Source organism: Umezawaea sp. NPDC059074 (assembly GCF_042738955.1).
In the GTDB taxonomy this organism is placed as follows: Bacteria; Actinomycetota; Actinomycetes; order Mycobacteriales; family Pseudonocardiaceae; genus Umezawaea.
Map to the genome: position 1 here is coordinate 45,193 of NZ_JBHYHC010000007.1, position 24,396 is coordinate 69,588.

The 24,396-nt window shown below is 69.7% G+C and carries 30 protein-coding genes; 21 read left to right on the forward strand and 9 right to left on the reverse strand.

Features of this window, described 5'->3' with window-relative positions; translation table 11 throughout:
* Positions 1-44: 44 nt before the first annotated feature.
* The 9 genes from ACFWW9_RS05410 to ACFWW9_RS05450 all read left to right on the forward strand — a co-directional run bounded on the left by ACFWW9_RS05410 (position 45) and on the right by ACFWW9_RS05450 (position 8,194).
* The gene (locus tag ACFWW9_RS05410) at positions 45-881 is read left to right on the forward strand and encodes a LytR/AlgR family response regulator transcription factor (protein ID WP_390371745.1); all 837 of its coding nucleotides are present in this window, start codon (positions 45-47) and stop codon (positions 879-881) included.
* Positions 878-1,327, forward strand: coding sequence for a hypothetical protein (locus ACFWW9_RS05415; protein WP_390371748.1), 450 nt, complete (start codon positions 878-880; stop codon positions 1,325-1,327). The genes ACFWW9_RS05410 and ACFWW9_RS05415 overlap by 4 nt, the downstream gene beginning before the upstream one ends.
* A 1-nt stretch (position 1,328) precedes the next feature.
* Positions 1,329-3,116, forward strand: a complete 1,788-nt coding sequence (locus tag ACFWW9_RS05420; RefSeq protein WP_390371751.1) for a cation acetate symporter — start codon at positions 1,329-1,331, stop codon at positions 3,114-3,116.
* Positions 3,117-3,381: 265 nt separating this feature from the next.
* A complete protein-coding gene (locus ACFWW9_RS05425; RefSeq protein ID WP_390371754.1) occupies positions 3,382-3,735 on the forward strand; it encodes a DUF485 domain-containing protein in 354 nt (117 codons plus the stop codon).
* Positions 3,732-5,318: a cation acetate symporter gene (locus tag ACFWW9_RS05430; protein WP_390371757.1), complete on the forward strand. Its 1,587-nt coding sequence runs from the start codon at positions 3,732-3,734 to the stop codon at positions 5,316-5,318. Before ACFWW9_RS05425 ends, ACFWW9_RS05430 begins: the two co-directional genes overlap by 4 nt.
* 201 nt (positions 5,319-5,519) lie before the next feature.
* The gene (locus ACFWW9_RS05435; RefSeq protein WP_390371760.1) at positions 5,520-6,011 is read left to right on the forward strand and encodes a SigE family RNA polymerase sigma factor; all 492 of its coding nucleotides are present in this window, start codon (positions 5,520-5,522) and stop codon (positions 6,009-6,011) included.
* Positions 6,011-6,901, forward strand: coding sequence for a hypothetical protein (locus tag ACFWW9_RS05440; RefSeq protein ID WP_390371763.1), 891 nt, complete (start codon positions 6,011-6,013; stop codon positions 6,899-6,901). Before ACFWW9_RS05435 ends, ACFWW9_RS05440 begins: the two co-directional genes overlap by 1 nt.
* A gap of 49 nt (positions 6,902-6,950) precedes the next feature.
* Positions 6,951-7,289, forward strand: a complete 339-nt coding sequence (locus ACFWW9_RS05445; protein WP_390371766.1) for a rhodanese-like domain-containing protein — start codon at positions 6,951-6,953, stop codon at positions 7,287-7,289.
* A 2-nt stretch (positions 7,290-7,291) separates the two neighbouring features.
* Positions 7,292-8,194, forward strand: coding sequence for a DUF4328 domain-containing protein (locus ACFWW9_RS05450; RefSeq protein WP_390371768.1), 903 nt, complete (start codon positions 7,292-7,294; stop codon positions 8,192-8,194).
* A 30-nt stretch (positions 8,195-8,224) separates the two neighbouring features.
* Here the strand turns inward: ACFWW9_RS05450 and ACFWW9_RS05455 are convergent, their stop codons facing one another.
* The gene (locus ACFWW9_RS05455) at positions 8,225-8,458 is read right to left on the reverse strand and encodes a hypothetical protein (RefSeq protein ID WP_390371771.1); all 234 of its coding nucleotides are present in this window, start codon (positions 8,456-8,458) and stop codon (positions 8,225-8,227) included.
* A gap of 89 nt (positions 8,459-8,547) precedes the next feature.
* On the opposite strand from ACFWW9_RS05455, the gene ACFWW9_RS05460 reads away from it, so the two are divergent.
* Genes ACFWW9_RS05460 through ACFWW9_RS05470 form a run of 3 tightly spaced genes read left to right on the forward strand, consistent with a single transcriptional unit; the run spans position 8,548 to position 10,624 of the window.
* Positions 8,548-9,390 (forward strand): helix-turn-helix domain-containing protein, encoded by an 843-nt coding sequence (locus tag ACFWW9_RS05460; protein WP_390371777.1) that lies wholly within the window; start codon positions 8,548-8,550, stop codon positions 9,388-9,390.
* Positions 9,387-9,641: a DUF397 domain-containing protein gene (locus tag ACFWW9_RS05465; RefSeq protein WP_390371779.1), complete on the forward strand. Its 255-nt coding sequence runs from the start codon at positions 9,387-9,389 to the stop codon at positions 9,639-9,641. The genes ACFWW9_RS05460 and ACFWW9_RS05465 overlap by 4 nt, the downstream gene beginning before the upstream one ends.
* Positions 9,623-10,624, forward strand: coding sequence for a glycerophosphodiester phosphodiesterase family protein (locus ACFWW9_RS05470; protein WP_390371782.1), 1,002 nt, complete (start codon positions 9,623-9,625; stop codon positions 10,622-10,624). Before ACFWW9_RS05465 ends, ACFWW9_RS05470 begins: the two co-directional genes overlap by 19 nt.
* Positions 10,625-10,633: 9 nt before the next feature.
* Here ACFWW9_RS05470 and ACFWW9_RS05475 read toward each other — a convergent pair whose 3' ends face one another.
* The 4 genes from ACFWW9_RS05475 to ACFWW9_RS05490 form a co-directional block, all read right to left on the reverse strand.
* Positions 10,634-11,908: a GNAT family N-acetyltransferase gene (locus tag ACFWW9_RS05475; RefSeq protein ID WP_390371784.1), complete on the reverse strand. Its 1,275-nt coding sequence runs from the start codon at positions 11,906-11,908 to the stop codon at positions 10,634-10,636.
* Positions 11,905-12,654, reverse strand: coding sequence for a hypothetical protein (locus tag ACFWW9_RS05480; RefSeq protein ID WP_390371786.1), 750 nt, complete (start codon positions 12,652-12,654; stop codon positions 11,905-11,907). The genes ACFWW9_RS05475 and ACFWW9_RS05480 overlap by 4 nt, the downstream gene beginning before the upstream one ends.
* Positions 12,654-13,388, reverse strand: coding sequence for a hypothetical protein (locus ACFWW9_RS05485; protein WP_390371788.1), 735 nt, complete (start codon positions 13,386-13,388; stop codon positions 12,654-12,656). The genes ACFWW9_RS05480 and ACFWW9_RS05485 overlap by 1 nt, the downstream gene beginning before the upstream one ends.
* A 164-nt stretch (positions 13,389-13,552) precedes the next feature.
* Positions 13,553-14,752: a cytochrome P450 gene (locus ACFWW9_RS05490; RefSeq protein WP_390371791.1), complete on the reverse strand. Its 1,200-nt coding sequence runs from the start codon at positions 14,750-14,752 to the stop codon at positions 13,553-13,555.
* A gap of 126 nt (positions 14,753-14,878) precedes the next feature.
* Between ACFWW9_RS05490 and ACFWW9_RS05495 the strand changes: the two genes are divergently transcribed.
* The 6 genes from ACFWW9_RS05495 (at position 14,879) to ACFWW9_RS05520 (ending at position 19,089) form a co-directional block, all read left to right on the forward strand.
* The gene (locus ACFWW9_RS05495) at positions 14,879-15,658 is read left to right on the forward strand and encodes a glycerophosphodiester phosphodiesterase (protein ID WP_390371793.1); all 780 of its coding nucleotides are present in this window, start codon (positions 14,879-14,881) and stop codon (positions 15,656-15,658) included.
* A gap of 56 nt (positions 15,659-15,714) precedes the next feature.
* Positions 15,715-16,665, forward strand: coding sequence for a DUF5926 family protein (locus ACFWW9_RS05500; protein ID WP_390371796.1), 951 nt, complete (start codon positions 15,715-15,717; stop codon positions 16,663-16,665).
* A gap of 71 nt (positions 16,666-16,736) precedes the next feature.
* On the forward strand, positions 16,737-17,075 hold the full coding sequence (locus ACFWW9_RS05505; protein ID WP_390371798.1) for a DUF952 domain-containing protein: 339 nt from the start codon (positions 16,737-16,739) through the stop codon (positions 17,073-17,075).
* A gap of 97 nt (positions 17,076-17,172) precedes the next feature.
* Positions 17,173-17,685: a SigE family RNA polymerase sigma factor gene (locus ACFWW9_RS05510; RefSeq protein WP_390372012.1), complete on the forward strand. Its 513-nt coding sequence runs from the start codon at positions 17,173-17,175 to the stop codon at positions 17,683-17,685.
* A 2-nt stretch (positions 17,686-17,687) separates the two neighbouring features.
* Complete coding sequence (locus ACFWW9_RS05515; RefSeq protein ID WP_390371801.1) at positions 17,688-18,344, forward strand: hypothetical protein; 657 nt, start codon at positions 17,688-17,690, stop codon at positions 18,342-18,344.
* A gap of 61 nt (positions 18,345-18,405) precedes the next feature.
* Positions 18,406-19,089, forward strand: a complete 684-nt coding sequence (locus ACFWW9_RS05520) for a hypothetical protein (RefSeq protein ID WP_390371804.1) — start codon at positions 18,406-18,408, stop codon at positions 19,087-19,089.
* 69 nt (positions 19,090-19,158) lie between these two features.
* Here the strand turns inward: ACFWW9_RS05520 and ACFWW9_RS05525 are convergent, their stop codons facing one another.
* The 4 genes from ACFWW9_RS05525 to ACFWW9_RS05540 all read right to left on the reverse strand — a co-directional run bounded on the left by ACFWW9_RS05525 (position 19,159) and on the right by ACFWW9_RS05540 (position 22,900).
* Positions 19,159-19,716, reverse strand: coding sequence for a ferritin (locus tag ACFWW9_RS05525; RefSeq protein ID WP_390371807.1), 558 nt, complete (start codon positions 19,714-19,716; stop codon positions 19,159-19,161).
* Between the two features lie 175 nt (positions 19,717-19,891).
* The gene (locus ACFWW9_RS05530; RefSeq protein WP_390371808.1) at positions 19,892-21,139 is read right to left on the reverse strand and encodes an arginine deiminase; all 1,248 of its coding nucleotides are present in this window, start codon (positions 21,137-21,139) and stop codon (positions 19,892-19,894) included.
* A 140-nt stretch (positions 21,140-21,279) separates the two neighbouring features.
* Positions 21,280-22,074, reverse strand: coding sequence for a CPBP family intramembrane glutamic endopeptidase (locus ACFWW9_RS05535; protein ID WP_390371811.1), 795 nt, complete (start codon positions 22,072-22,074; stop codon positions 21,280-21,282).
* Between the two features lie 43 nt (positions 22,075-22,117).
* Positions 22,118-22,900 carry a DUF2470 domain-containing protein gene (locus tag ACFWW9_RS05540; protein WP_390371813.1) on the reverse strand — a complete coding sequence of 261 codons (783 nt, stop codon included), beginning with the start codon at positions 22,898-22,900 and terminating at the stop codon, positions 22,118-22,120.
* A 210-nt stretch (positions 22,901-23,110) separates the two neighbouring features.
* On the opposite strand from ACFWW9_RS05540, the gene ACFWW9_RS05545 reads away from it, so the two are divergent.
* Genes ACFWW9_RS05545 through ACFWW9_RS05555 form a run of 3 tightly spaced genes read left to right on the forward strand, consistent with a single transcriptional unit; the run spans position 23,111 to position 24,389 of the window.
* Complete coding sequence (locus tag ACFWW9_RS05545) at positions 23,111-23,485, forward strand: hypothetical protein (RefSeq protein WP_390371816.1); 375 nt, start codon at positions 23,111-23,113, stop codon at positions 23,483-23,485.
* Between the two features lie 28 nt (positions 23,486-23,513).
* On the forward strand, positions 23,514-23,996 hold the full coding sequence (locus tag ACFWW9_RS05550) for a hypothetical protein (protein WP_390371819.1): 483 nt from the start codon (positions 23,514-23,516) through the stop codon (positions 23,994-23,996).
* Positions 23,997-24,023: 27 nt separating this feature from the next.
* On the forward strand, positions 24,024-24,389 hold the full coding sequence (locus tag ACFWW9_RS05555) for a hypothetical protein (protein ID WP_390371823.1): 366 nt from the start codon (positions 24,024-24,026) through the stop codon (positions 24,387-24,389).
* The last annotated feature ends 7 nt before the right edge of the window (positions 24,390-24,396 follow it).

Here is a 24,396-nt window from a genome sequence, read left to right on the forward strand (position 1 = left end):
TGGCGTAGACACGACCCCTCGCGGATGGGCAAGATGCGCACACAGTGAGCATCCAAGACAACACCGGCCTCCTCGTCCTGGCGGTGGACGACGAGGCGCCCGGTCTGAGCGAGATCAAGTTCCTGCTGGAGAGCAGCCCGCACATCCGCCGCGTGCTGACCGCCTTCGACGCGGCGGAGGCGTTGCGCATACTGCGCGGCGACTACGACGACGAGGTCATGCAGCGCTCGAAGGAGGGGCGGCCACCGGTGGACGCGGTCTTCGCGGACATCAACATGCCGGGGTTGAGCGGCACCGACCTGGCGCGCGTGCTCAACGCGTTCCGCGCTCCCCCCGCGCTGGTGTTCGTGACGGGCGTCGAGCACTCGGAGGCCGTCGTCGCGTTCGAGGTCGGCGCGCTGGACTTCGTCACGAAGCCCATCAACGACGACCGGGTGAACAAGGCCATCTCGCGCGTCGTCGACCGGGTCAACCAGACGCCCGTCGTCGCGCCGGAGAACCAGCCCGCGTACGTCGAGCCGACGGACGAGGAGGTCATCCCGGTCGAGCTCGGCGGGACGATCAAGCTCGTCCCGCGGGCGACCGTCCGCTTCGTCGAGGCGCAGGGCGACTACGCCCGCCTGCACACGGCCGAGGGCAGCCACCTCGTCCGCATCCCGTTGGCGCAGCTCGAGGAACGCTGGGCCAACGCGGGCTTCGTCCGCATCCACCGCTCGTACCTGGTGGCGTTGCCGCTGGTCAGCGAACTGCGGATGACGTCGAACGGCTACGCCGTCGTGATCGGCAGCGGAGCCGACGCCAAGGAGCTGCCGGTCAGCCGACGGCACACCCGAGAGTTGAAGGAGCGCATCGTGCGCCCGCCCAAGAGCAGTTGGGGATGACCAGGAACGACATGGGGTCCGGTCCGCCCGGACAGCCGGACCAGCCGCAGCCGGGTGAGCGGGACGCCTGGTTGGAGGTTTCCGGGCGCAAGCAGCGGCGGCGGCGGGTCGTGCTGGCCGACAGCAAGGGCCGTGGTCGGGCGATGCGCACGATCATCGAGCTGGAGGAGCAGACCAGCGTCGGGGAGAAGCTGGTCCGCGACCTGATCAACCAGCAGTTGCGGACGGCGTTCCTGCTCGGTGGCGGCACGCTGCTGTTCCTGTGCGCGCTGCCCGCCCTGTTCCTGTGGGTTCCGGGGTTGTCGAACGTGCAGCTCGTGGGTATCCGGTTGCCGTGGATCGTCCTGGCGCTGCTGCCGTTCCCGCTGTTCTACGCCATCGGCTTCTGGTTCCGCCGCGCCGCCGAGCGCCACGAGCGGGACTTCGTGAACATGGTCGACCGCTGACATGACCAAGGACCTGTGGAGCCTCTCCGGCGTCGTGGTCGTCGCGGTGGTGACGTTCCTGCTCGGCTACGTCGGCTCGCGCCGCGCCAACTCCACCCCTGACTTCCTGGTCGCCCGCCGGTCGGTGCCGTCGACCCGCAACGCCGCCGCCATCTCCGGCGAGTACCTGTCGGCCGCGTCGTTCCTCGGGGTCGCGGGCCTGGTGCTCAAGGACGGCATCGACGCCCTCTGGTACCCGATCGGCTTCACGGCGGGCTACCTGGCGCTGATGCTGTTCGTCGCCGCGCCGCTGCGCCGGTCAGGCGCGTACACGCTGCCGGACTTCGCCGAGGCCCGGTTGGGGTCGGCGGGGCTGCGGCACGTGTGCACGTTCTTCGTGGTCTGCATCGGCGTGCTGTACCTGGTGCCGCAGTTGCAGAGCGCCGGTCTGACGCTGAACACGATCACCGGTCTCCCCGCCTGGCTCGGGGGTGCGGTCGTCACGATCATCGTGGTGGTCAACGTGCTCGGCGGCGGGATGCGGGCGATCACGCTCGTGCAGGCGTTCCAGTACTGGGGGAAGCTGTTCGCGATCGCCGCGCCGACGTTCATCCTGTTCGTGGTGTTCCTCGGCGGTCCGGGCAACGGCGCGCAGGCGATCGACGACAACGGCCTGCTGCGGTTCCACCAGGACATCACGTTCACCACCGGCGACCCCGTGCGGATCCGGGTGTCCGAGCCGATCACGCTCGACGTGCGCGGGGTGGTCGACGGCACGGCCATCGACGGTCCGGCGATCTGGAACAGGGGCGTGTACACGCTCGGCGCGGAGACCGTGCTGAGCGTCAGGGCGGGCAGCGCGGTCCCCGTCGTGGACGGCGTGCCGACGACGAACGAGTCGTGGCTGAAACCCCAGCAGAACGGGCTTTCGGGGCTGTTCGAGACGTATTCGCTGATCTTCGCGACGTTCCTCGGCACGATGGGCCTGCCGCACGTGCTGGTGCGGTTCTACACGAACCCGGACGGCACGGCGGCCCGCCGGACGGCGCTGCACGTGCTGTACCTGCTCGGCCTGTTCTACATCTTCCCGACGGTGCTGGGCGTGATCTCCCGCCAGTTCCTGCCGCAACTGCTGGTCACGGGCAAGACGGACGCGGCGGTGCTGATGCTGCCGAACACCGTGCTGCCCAACCTCGGTGGCCAGATCCTCGGCGCGGTGGTGGCGGCGGGCGCGTTCGCCGCGTTCCTGTCGACGTCGTCGGGCCTGGTCGTGAGCGTGGCCGGGGTGGTGTCGACGGACATCCTGCCGGGCAAGGTGCGGGACTTCCGGTGGGCGACGGTGCTGACCGGCGCGGTGGCGATCGGGTTGGCGCTGATCCTGCCGCGCGGTGACGCGTCGCTGACGGTGGCGATGTCGTTCGCGCTGGCCGCGTCGACGTTCTGCCCGATGCTGGTGCTGGGGATCTGGTGGCGCGGGCTCACGTGGGTCGGCGCGATCTGCGGGCTGGTCGTCGGCGGGGGGCTGGTGATCATCGCCCAGGGCGTGACCGTGGCCAGCAGCTACACCGGCCACTGGGCTCCGTCGGTGGCGGCTCAGCCCGCGTTGATCACGGTGCCGATCGCGTTCCTCACGATGATCGTCGTCAGCAAGGGCACGCGGCGGCGGAAGCCGGAGGACGTGAACCAGATCCTGCTGCGCCTGCACGCCCCCGACCCGCTCGGTTTCATCCAGGACCGGGACGTGGCCCGATTCGGTTCCGTGGAGGAAAAGGCCCGGCTGGACGTGAAGCACCGCGGTTCCCGTTCCTGACAGCGGAGTGTCACGAAGGTCTCGAATGGGTTAAGGCTTGTGCATCGATCCGGTTAACGGTGTGGTTTGTCCGCTCAAGGGCAGTTCGTCTCGGCATCTGTACCGCTCATCGCATCACTCGACTGTTGAGCGCAATGCACCCAACGGGGTCTTACTGTGAGTATGCGCACGTCTCTACGGTGCACCGCGTACCTGAAGCACTCAGGAAGGCATTACGTGCCCGTCACGGTGCTGACACCTACGACACGGACGCGAGGAGGGGACTGTGAGCACGACTGAGCACCCCCCGGCAGGGTCGAATCCCATTGACGAACACAACTGGGCCGATGTTCAGGCCAGCCCTGATTTCGTCGAACTGCGTCGCAGGCTGCGCAGGTTCGTCTTCCCGATGGCGGGGCTGTTCCTGGTCTGGTACCTGGCCTACGTGCTGCTGGCGGACTACGCCCACGGCTTCATGGCGACCAAGGTCGTCGGGAACATCAACGTCGGGCTGATCTTCGGTCTCCTCCAGTTCGTGTCGACGTTCGCCATCACGACGCTGTACGTCAGCCACGCCAACAAGAAGCTCGACCCGCTGGCCGAGAAGCTCCGCCACGAACTCGAAGGGGGCCAGGCGTGAACAGCAACGCGGTGCTGAACATCAGCATCTTCGCCGTGTTCGTCGCGATCACCCTGGTGGTCGTCATCCGGGCCAGCCGCAACCAGAAGACGGCGGCGGACTACCTCGCCGCGGGTCGCGCGTTCACCGGGCCGCAGAACGGCATCGCCATCGCGGGCGACTACCTGTCGGCGGCGTCGTTCCTCGGCATCGCGGGCGCCATCGCGGTCAACGGCTACGACGGCTTCCTCTACTCCATCGGCTTCCTGGTCGCGTGGCTCGTGGCGTTGCTGCTGGTCGCGGAGCTGCTCCGCAACACCGGCAAGTACACGATGGGCGACGTGCTGGCGTTCCGCATGCGCCAGCGCCCGGTGCGCGCCGCGGCGGCGACGTCGACGATGGCCGTGTCGTTCTTCTACCTGCTGGCGCAGATGGCGGGCGCGGGCGGTCTCGTGGCGCTGCTGCTCGGCATCACCGGCAAGGGCGGCCAGGCGCTGGTCATCGCGGTCGTCGGCGCGCTGATGATCGCGTACGTGCTGATCGGCGGCATGAAGGGCACGACCTGGGTGCAGATCATCAAGGCCGTGCTGCTGATCATCGGCGCGGGCGTGATGACCCTCTGGGTGCTCGGCAAGTACGGCTTCAACCTGTCCGCGCTGCTCGGCGCGGCCGTGGACAACGCCCCGAAGGCGGGCGAGAAGATCCTCGGCCCCGGCCTCCAGTACGGCGCGACCGGCACGTCGAAGCTCGACTTCCTCTCGCTGGGCCTCGCGCTGGTGCTCGGCACCGCCGGTCTGCCGCACATCCTGATGCGCTTCTACACGGTCCCGACCGCGAAGGAAGCCCGTCGTTCCGTGGTGTGGGCGATCTGGCTGATCGGCATCTTCTACCTGTTCACGCTGGTCCTCGGCTACGGCGCCGGTGCGCTGGTCGGCCCGGACAAGATCAACGCGGCTCCCGGCAAGGCGAACTCGGCGGCCCCGCTGCTGGCCGAGGCGCTCGGCGGCCCGATCCTGCTGGGGCTGATCGCCGCGGTCGCGTTCGCCACGATCCTCGCGGTCGTGGCCGGGTTGACGATCACCGCGTCGGCGTCGTTCGCGCACGACATCTACGCGAACATCCTCAAGAAGGGGAAGATGGAGGACAAGGACGCGGAGGTGAGGGTCGCCCGCATCACGGCGGTCGTCATCGGCGTCGTGGCCATCGGCGGCGGCATCGCGGCCAACGGCCAGAACATCGCGTTCCTGGTGGCCCTCGCGTTCGCGGTCGCCGCGTCCGCGAACCTGCCGACCATCCTGTACTCCCTGTTCTGGAAGCGCTTCAACACGGCGGGCGCGCTGTGGAGCATCTACGGCGGTCTGGCGGTCACGATCCTGCTGATCGTCCTCTCGCCCGCGGTGTCGGGGAAGGCGACGTCGATGTTCCCGACGGCGGACTTCGACGTCTTCCCGTTGTCGAACCCCGGCATCGTGTCGATTCCGCTGTCGTTCCTGCTCGGTTACCTCGGCACCGTTCTCTCCAAGGAGAAGGACCCGGCCAAGTACGCCGAGATGGAGGTGCGCGCCCTCACCGGTGTCGGCGCCGAAAAGGCGACCTCGCACTAGTCGCGCGGTAGCCAGTCGCGGGTGGCCCCCCGGCCCGGGGCGGGGTGGGGGGGTGATCGGCAAGCGGGGGAGCGGGGGGCCCGCCACCCCTCCCGACGCCGGACTCCTCCCCCTCGTACCCCCTGGACCAGGATGTCGGGCGCACCTTCAAGAAATCTCAAAGCCGTGCAACCGCCGCCACCACAAGTGCGTAGGTGAGCCGTGCGACGCGACGACGAGTTCTCCCAGTTCTTCACGAGCCGGTTCGACCAGGCTCGTCGTTCGGCCTTCGCCCTGTGCGGCAACTGGTCGGAGGCGGAGGAGATCGCGCAGGAGGCGTTCGTCAAGGTCTACGCGAAGTGGCCGCGGATCCGCCGGGACAGCGCGGACGCCTACCTCCGCACGGTCATGACCAGGCTGTTCCTCGACGCCCGCCGCCGGGTGCGGGGGAGGGAACGGTCGGTGGCCGAGCCGCCGGACGTCGCGTCGCACGACCCGATCACCCCGGAGCGGCACGGCCTCCTGCGCGCGTTGCAGGTCGTGCCGCCCCGGCAGCGGGCGGCGCTGGTGCTGCGGTTCGTGCACGACCTCTCGGTCGACCAGGCCGCCGAGGCGCTGGGCTGCTCGTCCGGGACCGTCAAGAGCCAGACCGCCCGCGGCCTGGAAGCGCTCCGCGCCGCCTACCTCCCCGTCGACACCTCGGAGCGTGCCTGATGTCGGACCTCGAACAGGAGTTGCGGGCGATGGCCGACCTGGCGGTTCCCCCGGCCACGACCGGGCTGCACGACGTGCTGCGCCGCGGCAGGCGACGGGTGTTCGCGCTGCGCGCCGGAGCGGCGGCGGGAGTGGTCGCCGTGATCGTCGGCGCGGGGTTCACCGCGTTGACGCTGCGGAGCGCGCCGACGTCGTTGCCACCTGCCGACGGCGGTCCGGTCGTGGCGACCACGACCCCGTGGCCCGCGGTCGACCTGCCCGTGCAGCACCCGGACGTCACCGGGACGCCGCCGGATGGACGGTCGATCTCCTCGATCCCGCTGTGCGCCTCGTCGGGGATCGGTGTGGGCGCCGAGGTCGGGAACGTCCCGGTGGCGCCCGCCGTGGCGGAGGCGTTCGGCGCCGCGGTCGACGCGGTCGCCCGGCCCGCGGTCGCGGGTGAGCAGCAGACCGCCGAACTGCCGCCGTTCCGGTCGGGGGACGGGCCGCGCTACGCGCGGTGGATCGACGTGAGCGACGCCGCGGGCACCGGGAGCGTGGCGATCAACCAGTGGGCGTTCGGCGGTGAACCGCTGATGGCGGCCGACCGCGACGGGTTCTTCTACGGCAACTGCGCACCGCCGAACCGCCTGGTGCTGGACGACGGGACCGTGGTCCAGCACTACTCGGTCACGCCGGGGGAGCCGTTCCAGTCGTTGTCGCAAGCGCTGCGGATCTACCGACCCGACGGGGTGCTGATCGAGGTCGTGCAGCGCGACCACGGCACCCCCGACTTCCGGACGAACCCGAACGGCACGCTCGTCGACCACCGCGCACATGGCCGCGCCACGCCGCCGTTGAGCACCGAGCAGCTCAAGGCGATCGGCGAACTCGTCGCGCGGGCCCGGTGACGGCGTTCCTCACACGCGCCCGACCGGGTCACGTGGCACCATCTACGACGTGACCGTGCCTACCGTCGAAGTGTCCGAGGTGCCCGTCGACCTGCCCGAGGGCAAGGTGCTGCTCGACGTGCGCGAAGCCGACGAGTGGGCGGCCGGGCACGCGCCCGACGCCCTGCACATCCCGATGAGCGAGTTGGCGTCCAGGCTCGAGGAGCTGCCCGCCGACAGCGAGTTCTACGTGGTCTGCCGGATGGGCGGCCGGTCGGCGCGCGTGACCCAGTACCTGAACCAGAACGGCTGGGACGCGGTGAACGTCGACGGCGGCATGCAGCTCTGGGCCGCGCAGGGCCGCCCGCTCGTGGGCGGCGTCGGCGGCGCGGACCCCGAGGTCATCTGACCGTGCAGCCGTTGCAGCCGTTGCGCGTGGACTGGGTGGCGACCCCGCCGCCCGGTGCCTACCAGCGTCGGCAGCCGCGGTTCCTCCCGCGCTACCAAGGTCCGCCGTCGTACCCGGTGCCGCCGCGGTGGGGTTTCCCGCTGCTGGCGTGGCGCTGGCCGACGTCGGTCATGGGCGACGCCTCGGCCCCGGTCTCGGTCGACCAGGTCCGCAGCCAGGCGAGGGCGGCGTCGAACGCGCTGGGCCTCGCCGCCCTGATGGCCGTGTGGGCCGCGGGCAGCGAGATCTGGCGGTACGTGCTCCTCGCGCTCAGCCGGTTCGGCGCGCTGTCGCCGACGACCGTCAGCGTGTCGGACGCGCTGGTCGTCTCGTCGTCGATCGTCACGTGGGTGTCGTCGGCGCTGGCGATCGTGCTGACGCTGCTGTGGCTGCGCCGCGCCCGCGACGCGGCGGCCGACGCCGCAGGCTACGCCCCGTCCCGCTCGGACCTCCAGGTCGTCGTGGGCTTGGTCGTGCCCGGCATGAACCTGGTCGTCCCCGGTTCGACCGCCGCGGAACTGGAGCACGCCGCCCTCCGCGAACCCGTCGACCAGCGCCCGAACCCGTCCCGGCTCGTCCGGGTCTGGTGGGCGCTGTGGGTCGCCAACGCCCTGTTCGTCACGTTCACGCTGGCCTGGTCGTTCCGCTCCAGCGTGCAGGCGCTCGCCGACGGCGTGCTGCTGCACGCGGTCGCGGACCTCCTCACCGCCTCCGTGGCCGTGACGACGGTGCTGCTGGTCCGCCGCGTCACCACGCTGCTGCTGCCGGTCGACCCGTCCGCCGTCCGGTTCATGCGCGTGGTCGGCGTGAAGGACGCGCCCGCCCCGCCGCTGCGGGCCCAGCGCTACGCCGGTTCCGCGCGCTAGTCCTGGCTACCGCTGGTCCTGGCTACCTGGCTACACGGTCTCGTTCTCCCAGTCGTCGGGAGCCCACAGGATGTCCACGGGGACCATCCGCGAGTAGTGCCGCTTGGCCCGCTCGGCCGAGTCGTGCACGCCGAACATCGTTTTGCGCGTGTCCGGATCCCGCCGGTACACGACGGCTTCGGTGTGATCGCCGTTGGTGATCTCCATGCCGAACGCGAACAGCTCGGCCTCGTCGGTCACCAGTGCGAACAGGGTTGCCTCCATGAAACGAGTGTCCACACGGGACGACCACACGATCCGGTGAGTCGATGTGGAAATCCCGCTTCCGGATTTTCCGTAGTCATAATCGGCGGATGCCCACCCGACCGCCGTTTCGCCGCCGCCGACTGGGAGCCCGGCTCCAGGCCATGCGGCTCAGGGCGAAGATGACCCTCGACGACGCCGCGGAAGCCCTGGACAAGGCCCGCAGCACCATGCACCGCATCGAACAGGGCGAAACACGGGTCGACATCCACCTGATCCGCTCGATGATGGACCTCTACGACCAGTACGAGCCAGACCTGCTCGAACAGACCCGCCGCGCCGGGAAACCGGGCTGGTGGGTCACCTACGGATTGCAAGACCTGGGCTACATCGATGTGGAAACCGAGGCGTCGGTGGTGCGAGAACTGTCCTTGCTGTTCATTCCCGGACTCTTGCAGACCGAGTCCTACATGCGGGCGTTCTTCGCGGCTCGCCGAGTCCGGGGATCGACCGCGAACATCGAGAACCAGGTCAAGGTGCGGCTCATCCGGCAATTGCGGCTCACCGACTCCGACGACTCACTCCGGTTGGTGGCGCTGATCGACGAAGCGGTGCTCCGCAAGCACGTCGGTGGTCCGGAGGTCATGCGCAAGCAGTTGCGCCACCTGATCTTGGCGAGCCGGTTGTCTACGGTGACCATCCAAGTCCTCCCCGACCGTGCCGGAGCCCATGACGGCATGAACGGCGCTTTCACCATGCTGAGTTTTCCGGAGCCCCACGACCCTGAGGTGCTCTACGTCGAGTACCCCACCGGGTCGCTCCACATCGAGGCTGAGAACGAGGTCAGGGAGGCTAAACTCGTGTTCGAGCACCTGGCTTCCAGGGCGCTGGATCCCGAAGAGTCGATCGCGCTGATCGAACGGGTGCTTGCCGAGCAGTACGGCCCCGAGTGAAAGAGGCGATCGCGGTGTCCACTGTGGACTTCACCGGCGCGGTGTGGCGCAAGAGCAGCCGCAGTGGCAACGGCAACAACGGCAACTGCGTCGAGGTCGCTTTCTCCGGTCCGCTGGTCGGTGTCCGGGACTCCAAGAACACCGCCGCCGGCATTCTCGCCTTCCCCGAGTCCTCCTGGGTTGCCTTCCTCGGCGCTACCGCGTGTTCACCTGGCTCTGCCACGGTGGAGTCATGCGGGCACTCGCGGTAGCGGTAGCGATCGGTTTGCTGGCCCCCGGCGTCGCGGACGCCCACGGGCGGGAGTTCGACCTCCAGGCGCATCGGGGTGGGATCGGCCTGACGGTCGAGAGCACCCTCGCGGCGTTCGACAAGGCGCTTGAAGTCGGCGTGACCACGTTGGAGATGGATCTCCAGATCACCTCCGACGGCCGCGAGGTCGTGACGCACGACCGGAAGACGAACCCGGCCAAGTGCATTGACACCGCGCCCGCCACCCCTGGCGACCCGGCGTTCCCGTACGCGGGCAAGTACGTGAAGGACCTGACGTTCGCGCAGGTCCGCACCCTCGACTGCGGTTCCCGCCGCTGGGACCAGTACCCGGACCAGGAACTCTCGCCCGGCGCGAAGATGCCGACCCTGCGCGAGGTCTTCGACCTCGCCCGCAAGCACCACGCCCGCGACATCCGCTTCAACATCGAGACCAAGGTCGAGGCCGCCGCCCCCGAGGAAACCGCGCCACGCGAACAGTTCGTCCAGATCGCGGCCCGCGAGATCCGCCGCTCCGGCTACCTCCGCAACGTCACCGTGCAGAGCTTCGACTGGGGCTCCCTCATGCGCATGCGCGAGGTGGAACCCCGCATCGCCCTCGTCGCCCTGACCCAACCCGAATTCCTCCGCCCCGGCTCCCCGTGGCTGGGCGGCCTGAACCTCGACGACTTCGGCGGCAGCCCCGTCAAGGCCGTCAAGAGCTTCGGCGCTTCCGCCCTCTCCCCGGTCCACGGCAACCCGCAGAACGGCAAGGTGGGCGACCCGAACTACGTCCCGTTCACGACAAAAGCCCTCGTCGACGAAGCCCACAGGGCCCACCTCAAGGTCATCCCGTGGACCATCGACGACCCGGCCACCATGAACAAGCTGATCGACGACGGCGTGGACGGCCTCATCACCGACTACCCCGACCGCGCCCGAACCGTGCTGGCCGACCGAGGCTTCCGGCTCCCGCGCCGGTACTGACGCGGGGTCCTACCGGTCGTAGACGACGGCCCTGATCTCGCGAATCGCCTCGTCCGTCTCGGCCGGTGTCGGCAGCGCCGGGCGGTAGTGCCTGCCGATCGGCTTGTACAGCAGCCTGATCGCCACCTCGACGCCCTCGGGATCAGGCGTGGTGTAGCGGACGGGCAGCTCGGTGAAGCCGATGGCGTGGAACGGGGCCGGATCGGTCATGTCGGCCACCTCGACGTACCACCCGGTCACCGAGGGGCGATCGGCCAGCATCCGCAGTTCGATCCGGGCCACCAGCGGGCGCAGCGCCCCGATTCCGCGCAGGCCCTCGGCGAAGACGACGTAGCCGCCGAAACCCGCGGTCTTCAGGGTGAAGAAGCTGGCCATGCCCGCGACCGGGTCCGATGGTGTGCGGCGCAGCGACCAGAAGTGGAAGGGAACCGGGTGGGCGCGCGTGAACTCGGACTCCGGGACCGAGTACGCCGTGGACCCGAAGACCTGTCGGTACAGGGCGAGGGCGGAATCCCAGTCGGGGTCGTCCTGGCCGGTCAACGGGGTCACGTGCGGGGAACCCGACCCGACGTAACGGGACAGCGAGAAGGTCCTCACCGCGTCCTGCCCGGAGAGGTGCTCCGCCATCGTCCGGTACTCGGGGCAGCGGCTCGGGTCCTCGATCCGCATGGCCCAGCGGAGGTAGTCGTGAACGGCTTGGCGGACGGTGGAAGGGCAGGGCGGCGCACCGGAGGACTTGCCGATGAGCAGCAGGTTCGTCACGCCGTCCTGGGTTTCGGACAGCGCGGGCTGCAAGTACGGCAGGTCGAGGCCGCGGAAGCCCCACCGGTCCCAGATGACAGCCCGGACCGCAGGGTCCAGGGTGTCCGGGACCTCGGTCGGGATGAACGGGTCGTTGATCTCCGCGAACAGGTGGTCGAGCCGCTTTCCGGAAGCGGCCGCGGCGTCCTGGTCGAGCACCCGCTCCGTCTCGGCGAGGAGCGCCCGTCCCGCGCCCGAACCGCGGGCGTCGGGGACGACCATCAGGAACTCGATCACGCCCGCGTTGGGTTCGGCGAAGTAGTCCACCACCGACAAACCGATCGTCGTGCCGTCCGTCGTGGCGAGGATGATGTGGTAGTTGTTCCTGCCGTACCAGCCTTTTTCCTTGAGCCGCAGGTAGTCGATCATGGTGGCCAGCGATTCCCGCTCGTCGGGATCGGGGAACTCGCGGACGTAGTGGGTGTCGTAGAAGTCGGCCAGCGCCGGGGCGTCGGCGGGTGTGAGGTCGTGGAAGAGGATCACCGCGCGACCTCGTGCGGCAGACGTGAGGTCGAAGGCTTCGACTCGGGGACCTGGGCGCGGTTCTGGTACTCCTCCACGACGAACGGCAAGTTGCAGGCCGCGTGCTCGACGCGCGCGTCGCCGGACAGCTCGGTGCGCACCCGGCCGTCCCAACCCTCGGCGCGCAGCCGCGCCCACCACGGTTCGACGAACAGCAGTTCGCGCACCGACTCACCCGAAGGGGGCGGGTACTCGACGGGCTGACCGCAGCCGCAGTCGTCGATGGCGCACGCGTAGGTCAACACGACCTCGGGCCGCTCTCGGAGGATCGCTTCCATCGAGGAGCGGACCTTGACGGCCAACTGCTGCTTGAGGAGCAGGTAGGTGGTCTCGTCCGCGATGTTGCCGTGCTCGAAGAAGGTCAGCATGTTGCGCCACGGTTGCTCGAACCGAGGTCGCCCGTCGGGGGCGCACACGGTGATGATCACCCAGATGTACGCCGAGTAGTACTTGTTCCTCCCCTGCACCGGGTTGATCGGGTCGGCGGTCTCCAGCACCAGGCGGTTCTGCCCGTCCTCCAGGGCCTTGGTCTGCACCTCGGACAGGGTGTACGTGTCGATCGCCTCGACGTCCTTGATCACACCGGTCACCCAGCTGCGCTTCGCGAGGACCGGGTGACCGCCGCGCGACGTCGGCAGGCGGAAGCGGTCGGAGGTGCGGATCACCAGCGCGATGGAGTTGCTCTCGTCCCCGAAGCCGTACTGCATCAGCCTGCCGCCGTCCCCCACCTCTCGCAGGTGCCGAACGGGGCGCTCGGCCCCCAGGTCAGCCAGCAGGTGAACAGGAAGGCCTGGAACTGGCGGAAGTCCCCCAGCCGTTTGTCGAGCTGCCTCGTCGCGGTGTCGTGCCCGCCGATGAGAGCGGGCCAGTCCGAACCGGAGTGCCCGAGCAACCCGGACAGCAGTTGCAGTGGAGCGATGTAGCCGTCCTTCACCTGCACCCTGGACACGAAAACCCGTGGGTTCGCGTCCACCTTGGCGTTCTCCGCGACCCGGACCCGGAAGTAGCGAAGGATCTCGTCCTCGACCTCGGAGATCGCGAAGCACGTGAGCAGGACGATCTCGCCGCCGCCCTTCATCAAGCTCTCGAGCTGCGAGTCGATCTCCCGTTGCCATGCGCGCACCGCGACGCGGTGCGCGCTCACCACCTTCCGGTAGGCGGGGCGGTTCGGGTGCTCCCACCGGTCCGGTTCTTCCGGGCGGGGGTTGAGGAGTTCGGCCTCCACCCTCATGCACGCCGCCCGGTACAGGTCCTTGCGCGAGAAGCCGTAGCTGAAGAACCGCAGCACGGTCGCGGTCGCGCGGAACAGCCTGGTGAACTTGCGCCAGCTGTACACCGTGCGGTTGAGCAGCCGGATCGCGGGCCGGATGTAGGCCAGGAAGACGGCCACTCCCGCGATCGTCGGTATTCCGATCTGGTAGAAGCTGTTGAGAAGTTCCACGTCGTCCTCCACCCCCGGTGGCGCGTCCGCACATCACGGTACTGGCGCTCGACGGGGTGGGGACTTGCCTTTCCTGGTCAATGAAAGGACAGTTCAGGGCGCGAACGCCCCCTGCCGCCGTTCGCCGCGATCGACAATCCGGCAAAGCGCGCAACAAGGGGAAATCAGGCGGTCGTCAACGGCAGTTCGTGCAGCCCGCGGATGACGAACTCGTCCCGTCGCCTCGGCTCCGCCGCCAATTGCGCGCCGGGCAACTTCCGGGCCAGCGCCGACAACGCGGCCTCGACCTCGATCCGGGCCAGCGGCGCGCCCAGGCAGTAGTGGATGCCGGCCCCGAAACCCAGGTGCTGGTTGGGGAAGCGGCCGATGTCGAGGCGTTCCGGGGCGGTGAAGACCAGCGGGTCGTGGGCGGCCGCGCCGAGCAGGGCGGCGATCTTGTCGCCCTCCTTCAGCGCGTAGCCGGCGATTTCGACGTCGGCGGTCGCGGTGCGTTCGAACAGCTGCAACGGCGAGTCGTAGCGGATCAGTTCCTCGGCAGCCGTGGGCATCAGGCCGGGGTCGTCGAGCAGGCGCTGCCACTGGTCGGGGTGGCGCATGAGGGCCAGGGTGCCGTTGCCGATGACGTTCACGGTGGCCTCGTGGCCCGCCATGAGCAGCAGCACGGCGGTGGCGACCAGTTCGTCCTCGGTCAGCTTGCCGCCGTCGGTGTCGGTGACGACGACGAGGTCGCTCACCAGGTCGTTGCCGGGGTTCTTGCGGCGCAGGGCGATCAGGTCGCGCAGGTAGGCGACGAACTCGGTGGCCGCGCGCTCGGCGGCGTCCTTCTTCTCCGGGGCCAGGCCGAACTCGTACATCTTCACGATGGCGTTCGACCACGGCTGGAGCAGTGCGCGCTCGGAGCCGGGGACGCCCAGGAGTTCGGCGATCACCTCGACCGGGAGCGGGGCGGCGACGTGGGCCAGCAGGTCGGCCGAGCCCTGGTCGGCGATCTTGGCGCACAGCTCGTCGACCAAGCGGTCCGACAAGGTCGCGATCCAGGGTCTCAGGCGTTCCACGTGGCCGCGGCCGAACGCGGCGGCGACCAGCCTGCGCAGCCTGCCGTGGGTCGGGGGCTCGTTCTCCAGCAGCGAGTTGCGGTGCAGGAGGTTGAACGACGTGAACGCCTCCACGGGTTTCACGTCCGACCAGACGCGGCCGAGCGCCCGGTGCCGCAGCACCGCCGAGCTCGCCGCGTGCGACACGGCCAGCGCGACCCCCATGTCCTCGTGCCAGTGGACCTCGCCGCGCTCCCGCAGCGCGGCGAAGGTGGGGTACGGATCCGCGATGAACGCCGGGTCCTGTTGATCGAAGAGTGCCACTGTCACAACTGGAACGCTATGTCGTGACCCAGTCCCACGTCCACGCGATGTGCTTGTCAGCTCAAATAGTTATCGACGGGTTCACCTGCTTCAGGTTGACCACGAACCGCAGGTCACGCACAGTTTCCTCTCGTGTCACCACTCGTCGTCGCCCACCGCGGCGCTTCAGCCCATCGGGCCGAACTCACGTTCGCGGCCTACGAACTAGCGATCGAGCAGGGAGCGGACGGGATCGAGTGCGACGTGCGGCTCACCGCCGACGGCCACCTGGTCTGCATCCACGACGACGTCGTGGACCGCACCTCCTCCGGAACCGGCCGCGTCAGCGAGATGACGCTGGCCGAACTGTCCGAACTGGACTTCGGCAGCTGGCGCGACGGCGAGCCGCAGCGCGTGCTCACGTTCGACGCGCTCCTCGAACTGGTCGTGTCGTCGAGGCCGGACCTCACGCTGTTCGCGGAGTCCAAGCACCCGGCCCGGTTCCCCGGCCGGATCGAGTGGCAGGTGGCGTCGGCGCTGGGCCGGTTCGGCCTGACCAAGCCCAACACCAAGGACGACTCGCGGGTGGTGCTGATGTCGTTCTCCACGCTCGCCGTCCGCAAGCTCCGCGAGTACGCGCCGCGCCTGCCGACCGTGCAGCTCATCGAGAAGATGGGGGAGCAGGGCCGCGACGGCTGGCTGCCGCCGTGGGCCGACTACACCGGCCCCGGCCTGGACCTGCTGCGCGCCGACCCCGGTTACGTCGAGCGCAGCCGCGCCCGCGGCCACGACACGTACGTCTGGACGGTCGACGCGGCCGAGGACGTCGCGTTCTGCCGCGATCTCGGCGTGCGGTTCCTCGCCACCAACTCGCCCATCCGCACCCGCCAGTACCTCTCCGAGGAGGACGAAAGCGCTGCCCAACTCGGATGAGCAGGTCGCGGTCGGATAACTTTGCGCACTGACTGCGAGCGCGAGGAGGGCCAAAGGTGGCCAAGCGGACGGCCGTGAAGAACGCTGCGAAGCCGACTGACGGGGTCAACCCCCGCCAGCCGTGCCCGTGCGGCTCCGGCAAGAGGTACAAGGCCTGCCACGGCTCCGAAGGCGGCCCCGGCGACGTGATGGTGGCCCGCCCGTTCGAGGGGCTGGCCATGGAGTGCGAGCTCATCGCGCTGCGCGAGTTCGTGCCGTCCGCGACGGTGAAGCTGCCGCTCGCCAAGGGCGACCGCGAGATCACGCTGGCCACGGTGCTGCCGATGGCGGCGGCGGGCCTGGTGCGCGGCGACGGCACCGCGTTCGTCGGTCTCCAGGTGCAGATCCGGTCCGGCGACATCAGCCGCGACCTGGCCCGCGCCATCCGGTGGGCCGAGGAGGCCGAGACCGGCGAGGCGCTGTCCGTCGTCGGCCCCGACAACGGCGAGAACCCCGGCCGCCTCCAGGACGTCCTGGACACCGAGGCCGAGCTGTCGCCCGAGCTGCACGACGACTTCGCGTGGTGGATGCCGCCGGACAACCAGCCCACCGGCGAGGTCGCGCTGTCCCTCGAACGGGCGAACTCGGCGATCCTGCCGACCGCGCGCGTCGACGCCCCCGGCGTGAAGGCGGCGTACTGGGTCGACGCGGGCGACAAGGCGCACCTGCGCTGGGTCCGCCCGGAGGCCGAGGAGAAGCTGCTCAACGCCATGGCGCGGCTGCACGTGCGCGGCGAGCTGGACCTGGGCGAGGGCTCCCGCTACGCGGGCTCGTTCCGCGCGCACGGCCTGGTCGTGCCGGTGTGGGACCTCGACCGCGAGATGCACTCCTCCGAGTGGGCCGGTCCCGCCGAGGCGCTCGGCAAGCGCCTGCTGGACGCGCTGGCCAGCGTCGAGACCGACCCGATCACCGACGCCGAGCGGCGGGCCCGCGAGGGTCTGCGCGGCCGTCAGATCACCCTTCGCTAGACGTGACGCCTCGGGGGAGCAGCGGCTCCCCCGAGGTTGTCCACAACGTTGTCCACAGGGGGTGTGGATAGATGATCCTGCACATCAGCAGCCCGGACGAGTGGGCCGCCGACCAGGAGCGCGGTGAGATCCGGCCGGACTCGCTCGACGCCGTCGGCTTCGTGCACTGCTCGGACCCCGGCAGCGTCCACCTGCCCGCGAACCTCTTCTACGCGGGCCGCACCGACCTGTTGCTGCTGGTCGTCGACCCGGCGGGGCTGCCGGTGAAGTGGGAGCCCGGCGACCCGGAGCACCCGACCGGAGTGTGGTTCCCGCACGTCTACGGGCCGATCCCGGTGGAATCGGTCGTCCGGGTCCTCGACTTCCCGCCCGGCGACGACGGCGTCCTGCGGCTGCCCGCGACTTTCTGACCGGCCGAGGCAACCCACGACGTTCCACAGGCGTGGGGGTTGCGTGCTGTTCGCCGACCCGAGCGTGATCTCCGACCTACCCAGGTCTTGGCAACCGATCCAGTGGGACGGGCGTGTTGCGGTGGTGGAGGACTTCGCCGACTTCGTCCGGATGTCGTTGCCCGGCCTGCTGCGGTACGGCCACGCCCTGACGGGCAACCCGCACGACGCCGCCGACCTCGTCCAGGGCGTGCTGGAGAAGGTCGGCTCGCGCTGGCAATCCGTGCTCGCCAAGGGACCCGACCCGCTCGCCTACGTGCGGCGGGCGATGGCCAACGGGCACGTCAGCCGGTGGCGGCGGTTCCGCAGGGAGAACCTGGTCGCGGAGTTCCCCGACACGCCCGCGCAGGCCGAGGTCGACCGCCTGGAGCACGAGCCGCTGTGGCAGGCGATGCGGGAACTCCCGCCCCGGCAGCGCGCGGTCGTGGTGCTGCGGTTCTACGAGGGGCTGTCCGAGGCCGAGATCGCCGACTCGCTCGGCGTCACCAAGGGCACGGTCAAGAGCCAGAACAGCAAGGCCATGACAACGTTGCGGACCAAGCTCGGCCAGTTCGCGGAAGGGAGGGACTGATCGTGGACCTCGACGACGAGCTGCGCAGGCTGTTCCAGGACCAGCGGTTGGACATCCCGGTCAAGGCCGGGGCGGACGACGCCGTCGTGACCGGCGCGCGCCGGGTGCGGCGCAACCGGCGAGTGCTGGCGAGCGCGGGCAGCGCGTTCGCCGTGGCCGCGCTCGTGGCGGGCGGCATCGCGCTGGCGGGCCTCGGCAGCCCCACCTCGCTGCCCCCGGCGAGCACGTCCACGACCGGCACGCCGGAGCCGAGCGTCCCGGTGTCGGGCTCGGTCGGGTTCGGCGTGCTCAAGCTGGGGATGGCCGAGTCGGACGCGGTCGCGACCGGGTTCCTCGACCGGGGCCCGGACGACGGGCTGGGCTGCCACACGTACTTCACCCAGGGACACCCGGACCTCGTGGGCGCGGTGGTCGTCAGCCCGAAGGCGGGGATGGTCCGGATCACCATTCCGGACGACGCGCAGACGTCGATGGGAATCAGCGTCGGCTCGACGACGACCGACCTGAAAGCCCGATACCCGAGGGCCGTCGAACGCGACTCGGGATTCACCGTCGCGATGGGCGGAACGCCGTCGTGGTACTACGTCTTCATCATCGGGGCGGACAAGGTGACGGCGATAAGAATGCAACTCGACGCGCCGGAATGCCTTCTCGACTGAAGGCAACCGACCTCTCCGCTCGTGCGTGTACTGGACGTCCAAGACAGCACGGGGGAGAAACATGAAGGTTCAGCGCAAGTCCGCGGTAATCGTTTCCGGGGTGGCACTGGTGCTCGCGGCCGCGATCGGCGGGGGGATCGCGATCGGCGGGGGCTCGGTCGTGGCAGCCACTTCGACGCCGGGGAGCACCACCAGCACCACCAGCGCGGGCACGCCGTCCGCTTCAGCGGCCACGCCGTCCGTTCCGGCCGCCACGCCCGCTCCGGTCGCCGCCGTGGCGGCACCAGTCGAGCAGATCGCCAAGTCCGACCCGCCACCGCCGGTCGTGAAGACCGACGAGGGTCCTGGGCTCCGGCTGGGGATGAGCGAGGAGGAGGCGCTGGCGACCGGGCTGCTCGTCAACCGGGGGGTCGACGACGCCTGGGGCTGCCACACCTACTCGACCACGACGTTCCCGGACACGCCGAAAGCCGTGGTGATCAGCCCGACGACCGGCGTCGCGCGGCTCACGCAGGCCAGCGCGTTCCGCACGACCGAGGGGATCGGCGTCGGCTCGACCGCGGCCGACGTCCGGAACACCTATCCGCAGGCGAGGGAGAGCCGGCTCGGGTTCTCCGTCTTTCCGTACGAGGAGTGGAACGGGTACCACGTCTTCCTGATGAGCGGTGAGATGCCGTTCCTCGACACCGACAAGGTCCAGCGCGTGCGGACGCAGTGGTCCGGCGCGGAGTGCTTCCTCGACTGACGCCCGAACGGCGCCCGCCCCGGTGTGGGGTGGGCGCCGTCGCTGGCGCTCAGGTGAGCCGGTCGGACGTCAGATCGCGCCACCGGCGGCGCGCGGGGCGCCGGAGTCGCCCGCGTCGCCGACCGACTCGCGGACCAGGAAGTTCTCGACGTGGAACAGGTTGCCGTCGGCGCGGTCGATCACGGTGAGCAGCGTGCTCATCGACGCGACCTCCTCGACCTGCTCCTTGAGGAACCACTGGAGGAACTGCTCGCCGATGTAGTCGCCCTCGTCGCGGGCGGTCTTCGCCAGCACGACGATCTGCTCGGTGACGTCCTTCTCCTGCTGGAGGGCCAGGACGACGGGCTCGCGCGCGGCGGCGAACTCGGTGCGGACGTCGTCCACGCCGGGGATGCTCACCGGGAGACCGTTGTCCATGAGGTACTGCACGATCATCATGGCGTGGTTGCGCTCTTCGAGCGACTGCTTGTAGAAGTGCGACGCCAGGCGCGGCAGGTCCGCGTTGTCGTACCAGACCGCCACGGCGATGTACTGCTGCGAGGCGGTGAACTCGTTGCGCACCTGCGCTTGGAGCAACTGGTGGAACTTGTTCGTCTTGCTGCCGATTTTCTTCACGTTGAGGGCCATGCGGCGACGGTAACGCAAAAAGGAGTACGATGCATTTCAGGTAAGGCTAATGTGTGTATGGAGAGGTAATCCAAACAAAGCTTAGGCAAACCTACGAATCGACGCTGACAAACGTTTGCGCGAGGCGTGGACCAGGCGGAGCGCCCGATCCACGCCATTCGCCGTGACGACGATCTCAGACGAGAGCGGCCCGGTCGATCGGGCAGGACATGCACCGCGGTCCACCGCGGCCCGAGCCGAGTTCCGACCCGCTGATCCGCAGCACCTCGACCCCGGCGTCCTCGAGCCGCGCGTTGGTCTCCACGTTCCGCTCGTAGGCCACGACCAGACCGGGCGCGACGGCGAGCGTGTTGTTGCCGTCGTCCCACTGCTCGCGCTCGGCGGTCACGGGGTCGAGGCCGGTGTCGATCACCCGCAGCCGGTCGATGCCCATGGCCTCGGCCGCCGCCTCCAGGAACGGCACCGGGCCGTCGACGACCACACCGCCGCTGCCGTCGGAGCGGACGGGGTAGGCGGACAGCGTGTTGCGCACGGCCGGGTACATGACCACGGCGTCGCGGTCGACCATCGTGCACACGGTGTCCAGGTGCATGGTCGCGCGCTCCTGGACGATCGGCACGGCCAGCACGGTGTGCGCCAGGCCGTCGGCCAGCGCGGAGCGGGCGAACGACTCGGCGCCCGCGGGCGTGGTGCGCTCGCCGACGCCGATGGCCAGCACGCCGGGCGCGAGCAGCAGCACGTCGCCGCCCTCGACGGGCGCGGAGTGCGCGCCGTACGCGCGGCCGGTCTTGCGGAACCGCGAGTGGTACGCGTAGATCAGGTCCGTCAACGCCGTCTCGCGGTCGCGGGCGGGCAGCGCCAGCGACGTGATCGCGACCCGGTCGCCCACCCACACCGACGAGTCGCGGGTGAACAGCAGGTTCGGCAGCGGGTCGACGGCGAAGTCGATCGGGTGGTGCATCTTGCGCACCAGCGACGCGCCCTCGGCGGCGGGCAGCTCCTCGAACGTCATGCCGGTCATCAGCGCCTGCGCCAGCGGCTCGGCGGCCAGCGTCGACAGGTGCGAGCGCAGCGCGTCGGCCAGGTCGATGCCCAGGCGGCGCTCGTTGACCGCGCTGTGGATGCCTGCGATCCGCGCGCGCTGGTCGGACAGCGCCTCGACCAGCAGGTCCGACAGCAGCAGCACCTCCGCGCCGCGCGAGGTCAGCACCTCGGCGAACGCGTCGTGCTCCTCCTGCGCGCGGGCCAGCCACGGCACGCCGTCGAACAGCAGCTGGTCGTTGTTGCGCGGCGTGAGCCTCTTGAGCTCGTTGCCCGGCCGGTGCAGCAGCACCGTCCGCAGCGGCCCGACCTCGCTCTCCACCCTGGGTGCGGGGCGCGGCGAACCGTCGATGGCTTCCGTCTCAGCGATGTGCGCAGTCACAGTTCGGAGGGTAACCCGTTCGCGGAGAAATAATCTGCTCCAAGTGGCCCAGATTGCGTGAAGTCGATCGTAAGAACGCCTGCAAGTAGTGAATCATTCAGTGAAATCGGGTTTCGACAGGCGAATCGTTGCGTAAAGGACTAGGGCAGCCAGGACACGTGGCCGCGGAGCACCGAGTACCCGACGAAAGCGACCACGTCGAGGATCGTGTGCGCGAAGACCAGCACCCACAACCGGTTCGTCCGCTGCCACACCCGGCCGAACACCAGGCCCATGACCAGGTTGCCGATGAACCCGCCGAAGCCCTGGTAGAGGTGGTACGAGCCGCGCAGCACCGAACTCGCGAGCAGCGCCTTGTTCTCCGACCAGCCGAACTGCCGGAAGCGCGTCAGCAGGTAGCCGACGACCAGCGCCTCCTCGGCCCACGCGTTGCCGGCGGCGGCGAGGATCAGCACGATCGTCCGCCACCACGTCTCGTCCAGCGTGGACGGCTGGACGTTGAGGCTGATGCCGAGGTTGTAGGCGATCAGGTAGAACGCCAGGCCGGGGATGCCGATGACCGCCGCGAGCCCGAGGCTGCCCAGCGCGTCCGGGCCGATCCGGGTGCGGTCGAGGCCGAGCATCCGGAGCTTGATGCCGCCGCGCCACAGCAGGTAGAGGCCGATCCCGCCCCACGCGGCGAGCTGGAGCACGCTCAGCAGCTGCGCGATCAGGTCCAGCAGGTCGAACCGCGCCTGCGGCACGTTGAGCGCCACCGACTGCTGGCTCAGCGGCACGGGTTGCAGCAGGCTGTCGAGGAGTCGGACCAGGCTGCGGAGCCCGGAGAGGCCGAGGGTCACGCTGAAGACGATCAGCAACTCGACCTGGTAGCCGCGGTGCTGCTCCTTCGGGAGCGTCTCGGGCAGCGCAGGTCGTTCGGGTGCCAGCCAGTTCACCAGTGCAAGCTAGCCCGGCCCGTGTTGCGGCGCTGTTGTGCGCTCAGGCGGTGGGGGTCTGGGCCAGGAACGGGCAGCCCACGAGACGGCGCAGTTCCACCGACAGCTCCTTGGTCGACTCGACCGGCCGGGAGAACGCGATCCGCACGTCGTGGTCGGTGTCGGCCGCCTCCACCCGCAGCCGCAACCCGAACCGGTCCAGGCCGAGCGGCCGGACGTGGCCGCCGCGCAACTCCTCCGGCAGGTGCTTCGCGAGCATCCCGACGACGTCCCGGTGCGACAGCTCCAGGTGGCGCAGCCAGTGGTCCTCGTGGGCGCAGAACGGGTCCGGCGTCGCCGCGGCGAACTGCTCGGGCCGCAGCGAACTCGTGCCCTCGGCGTCGGCGATCACCATCGACGCCGGGCTCAACCGCAGCACCGTGGCGCCGTGACCGGCGTCGAGCAGGCGCGGATCGGCCTTCTGGTCGACGACGGCGAGCACCTCGTCGCGCGCCTCCCGACCGTCGAGCGCCTGGAGCCAGCCGGTGATCCACAGCAGGCCGCGGACCGGTTCGCGCAGCTGGACGGGGGCGTGGTCGGCGACCTCCAGCATCGCCGTCACCTCGGCCCGCGGCGCCTGCCACGCCGACGCCACCAGCGGGTGGTCGTCGGACAGCAGCAGCATCGCGGTGCCGTTCGGGTGAACGTGGTGCAGCAGCGGGCTGATCCGCACGCCGTCGCACGTGTCACCCGCGGAGGGCAGGACAGCGGCACGGCCGCCGCGGGCGGCGATCGTGCGGGCGCGCTCGGCCGCGTGCGGGGCCGGCGGACGACGGTGCTCGGTCACCGCTCACCTCCTTAGGTTAGGTGAGCCTAACTTGGAATTGGCTGGAGACGGAAGCCCTTCACCCGTCGTAACCTCTTTGTCGTCAGGCGGAGGTGGCCTGTGGGTGTGCCGAACAAGCCGTCCACCGAAGGTGCGGCTCGATACGACAAGTGGACGCGGCACTGCCTGGCGCGCGCAAGTCGAAACGCCCTGACCTGGACCTTCGTCGGCGTGATCGCCTTCATCGGGCAGTTGCTGCTGGTCTACGAGGTGGGCACGGCGTCCCCGTTGCCCGCCGTTCTGCTGGTCGTGTCGGCGGTGGTGTTCGGGTTCGCCCTCCGCCGACGTCCACCCGTTGGGATGATCCTGGCCGACGAGCCGTGGAACCAGGTCCAGGTCCGCTGGGAAGGCCGACTGCTGATCGTCGCCGGACCCCGACCGGTGGTGCTGGCCGTCCACGGCATCGGCCCGCTGCTGCGCGGCCGGGTCAAACGCCACCGCCGCGCGTGGCTCGTCGACCCCGACAGCGGCGGCCGGACGGTGGTGGCGTTCCGCGGGGTGCCGAAGCTGTTCCACGCCAAGGTGCTGACCAGGGTGTTTGGTTGATCGTCGGAATGGGGTATCTGTAGAGGTGATGAGCACCGCGGAAACGATCAGCGACGAGTGGACCGCCCGGTGCCTGGCCCGAGCCGACCACCGGGCCGTCGGCTACCTGTCGTTGGCCACCGGCCTGGCCCTGCTGGTGATCGCCCTCTGGATGGCGTTGGACTCCAAGTGGGTGCTGATCCTCATCCCGTTGTGCGTCGAGGTCGCCGTCCCCGGCCTCCGCCACGTGTTCGACCGCCGCAAGGTCCAGCGCCTCATCCGCGACCACGCCTGGCACGCCGTGGACGCCCGCTTCGTCCACGGCCGCGCCCGCATCGGGCGCCAGGCCTACCTGGAGCTGGCGGGCTCCGACCGCACCTACCTGCGCGTTTCCGAGATGCCCGAACGCGTCCGCGAGCACGTCCGCTCCACCGGCCGCCTGTGGATGGCGGGCCCGGACGACCGCGGCCGAACCGCTGTGATCACCGAGCGGTGCCTGTACCTGATCCTCGGCCGTATCGTGATCCGCTGACGATCGAGGACCACCGAAGGGCGACAAGTGAACGAGATCGTGTTCCGCGTAGTCGACGACTCACTCGGCGAAACCCAGCTCGACGAGGTCTTGCACCAGCTGCTCGACGACCTGCTCGAACTCCACCTCGACGCCACGCGGCTGCGCGGCGGCCACGCCCCGCTCGACGCGGGCGACCCGGAACTCGTCGACACGGCGATGGTGGTCGCGCAGGCCGTCGTGGACAAGGACGTGGCCAAGGCGCTCGCCGACCGCGTCCAGTCCTGGCTCTCCCGCACGGGTGTGGCCGAGCTGGTGATCGAGGTCGGTGACAACACCCTCACCCTGGACAAGACCACCGCCGACCAGCAGGAGCGGTTGGTGCGGCACTTCATCGGCGTCTCCACCGGCTGACCGTCGT